General features: G+C 67.9%; 2 protein-coding genes. One reads left to right on the plus strand and one right to left on the minus strand.

All coding sequences use genetic code 11. From position 1 onward, the window contains the following. Positions 1 to 47 precede the first annotated feature (47 nt). Positions 48 to 1,586 carry an aminotransferase class III-fold pyridoxal phosphate-dependent enzyme gene (locus GEV05_17945; protein MPZ45237.1) on the plus strand — a complete coding sequence of 513 codons (1,539 nt, stop codon included), beginning with the start codon at positions 48 to 50 and terminating at the stop codon, positions 1,584 to 1,586. Here GEV05_17945 and GEV05_17950 read toward each other — a convergent pair. Continuing rightward, positions 1,492 to 2,622 (minus strand): hypothetical protein (locus tag GEV05_17950; GenBank protein MPZ45238.1); only part of this gene is annotated, 1,131 nt, incomplete at its 5' end. The genes GEV05_17945 and GEV05_17950 overlap by 95 nt on opposite strands.

The following is a 2,622-nucleotide window of genomic DNA, read 5'->3' on the forward strand; positions in this document are numbered from 1 at the left end:
CGCCTGTCGAATCTGCGCCTGTCGAATCTGCTTGTGTCTACGGCGCCATGGTAACAGCCTGCCTCGGGCGTGCCGAGGATTTCGGGATGACCTCGGATTTGACACCGTACGTCGACATCGATAGCGTGACGCACGCGCAACACCGAGGAGCCGCGATGACCGACGCCGAAATGATAAAGCACTTGTGGACCCACAAGACCCAGGATCACCCGCACCTTCCGGACGAGGCGCTCATGTTCGAGCGCGGCGAAGGCGTCTACGTCTGGAACCGCGAGGGCCGGCGCTTCATCGACGCCTTTGCCGGGCTTGCCGTGGTCAACGTCGGTCACGGCCGCGCCGAGATCGCCGAGGCGGTAGCCCGCCAGACGATGCAGCTCGCTTACTATCCGACCACGCGCCAATTCTCCAATCGGCCCGCCGCCGAGCTGGCGGCGAAGCTCGCGGCGCTCACCCCCGGCGATCTCTCGTATACCTTGTTCGCAGTGAGCGGCTCGGAAGCGAACGAGCGCGCGATCCAGATCGCCCGGCACTACTGGCTCAAGCGCGGCCGTGGGCGCAAGCACAAGGTGATCGCCTTGCAGCGCGGCTACCACGGCGCCACACTGGGAACACTCGAAGTGTGCGGCATTCCCGAGCTGTTCGCGCCCTACGAGCCGCTCGCCTGGGACGGATTCGTCAAGTCGCCGCCGCCGTATGCGTTGCACGACCGTGAGGCCGGCACCGACGAACGACTCGTGCGCCGCTGCGCCGACATGCTGGCCGACGCGGTTCGCGCCCAGGACCCGGAGACGGTGGCGGCGATCATCCTGGAGCCGTGCCTGAGCTCGGGCGGGATCATCATCCCGCCGCTGGGCTGGCTCGAGCGCGTGCGCGATATCTGCGACGAGCTGGACGTGCTCATGATCGCCGACGAGGTGATCACCGGTTTCGGGCGCACCGGGCGCTGGTTCGCCGTGGAGCATGAAGCGGTCGTTCCCGACATCATGACGATCGCCAAGGGCATCACCTCGGGCTACGTTCCGTTGTCGGCTGCCGTCGCACGGACCCGCATCGCCGACGTGTTCGGCGAAACGGGCCACGAGGAGAACGTCCATGCCAACACGTACTGCGGACATCCGGTCGCATGCGCAGCCGCGCTCGCCAACATCGCCATCCTGGAGCGGGAGGACCTGATTGCGAATTCCGCTCGCATGGGCGAGCGCCTGCAGCACGCCCTCGCAAATCGCATCGGCGCTCTGCCGATCGTCGGCGAGGTGCGCTCGCGCGGGCTCCTGCTCGCCGTCGACCTGGTCGATCCGCACGACCGGCACCAGCCGCTGGCGAAGGAACAGGTCGCCTCGCTCAACATGCGCGCCTGGAAACGCGGCTTCATTCCGTTCGCACGCGGCAGCGTATTGCGGCTCGCGCCGCCGCTTTGCATCGACGCGGCCCAGGTCGACGAGCTGGCGGCGCTCGTGTGCGAGTGCGTCGAAGAGCTGCAGGATGAGCTCCTTACCCCGCGTGCACCTGGCCCAGCCATGCGCAGATCCGATCCGCCCGCGGCAGCCGCGCCATCGTCCAGGCCTCGTCCAGAATCTGCGCGCTGACATCGGCGGCATACGCGCTCTCGAGCTGGCCTCGCGTCTTGCGCGCAAGATCGTCGTCCGAGATCGGCACCCCGGCCGAGCCGATGCAGCGCTCGACCTGCGCCGTGAGCTCGGCTCCGCCCTGCAACACCACGCGCAGGTCGGCCGCTTCGCGCGCCATGTCCGGCCGCGCCGTCGCAACGAACTTGCGGCGCAATGCCGCGACCTGCGGATCGTCGACCATCGCCTGCGTGATCTGCGCCGTGCCGGCCGCCTTGTGGATGAGTGACACGGCGCCCCAGTGCTGGAAGCTCACCAGCGCCTGTGCACGGTCCATCGGCTCGGGTCGATTGCACAGCTGTATCGTCAGCGGATTGACGCCGACCTCGACCCGCTCGATGGCGGCGACATCGAAGCGGCTGCGCCGCGCCACGTCGAGGCACACGTCGATCACGGGATGGGTCACGAAGCCGGACGGATAAGGTTTGTAGGCGAGCGACAGGATCTCGAAGCGGCTGCCCAGCTCGGCGACCGCCGCTTCGGGCTGCGGGTTGGTCGAGAAGGAGACGGCGAAGCCCTTCACCCCTTCGATCATCGTATCGTTGATGGTGAGGCCGCGCTCGGCCAGCAACGCCGCGAACACGCCGCAGCGCGCCGAATGCCCCGGCGTGAAGGGACTCCCCATGGTGGCGTGCGCCTCGCGCAACCCGGCGGCCTGATTGATGGCATGCCCGATGGCGCGGCTCATCGCCTCGGCATCGAAACCCAGCAACTTGCCGGCGGTCACCGCCGCGCCGATGCCGCCCACCAGGCCCTGCATCGAAAGCCCGACCGACACTTCGGCCGGCGGCGTGCACAGCACGGCTCCGATCCGGCACTGCAGCTCGATGCCCAGGATGACGCTATGGATGAGCGCCTGACCCGTTACCGGGAGGCGTTCCGCGATTGCAAGCGCCGCGGCGCCGACGGGGCTGGATGGATGCGCCACGGTCTGATAGTGGGTGTCGTTGAACGCCAGCGCAGCCGATGCTGCCGAGTTGATCAGCGCCGCGTTCAA

Source organism: Betaproteobacteria bacterium (assembly GCA_009377585.1).
Classification (GTDB): domain Bacteria; phylum Pseudomonadota; class Gammaproteobacteria; order Burkholderiales; family WYBJ01; genus WYBJ01.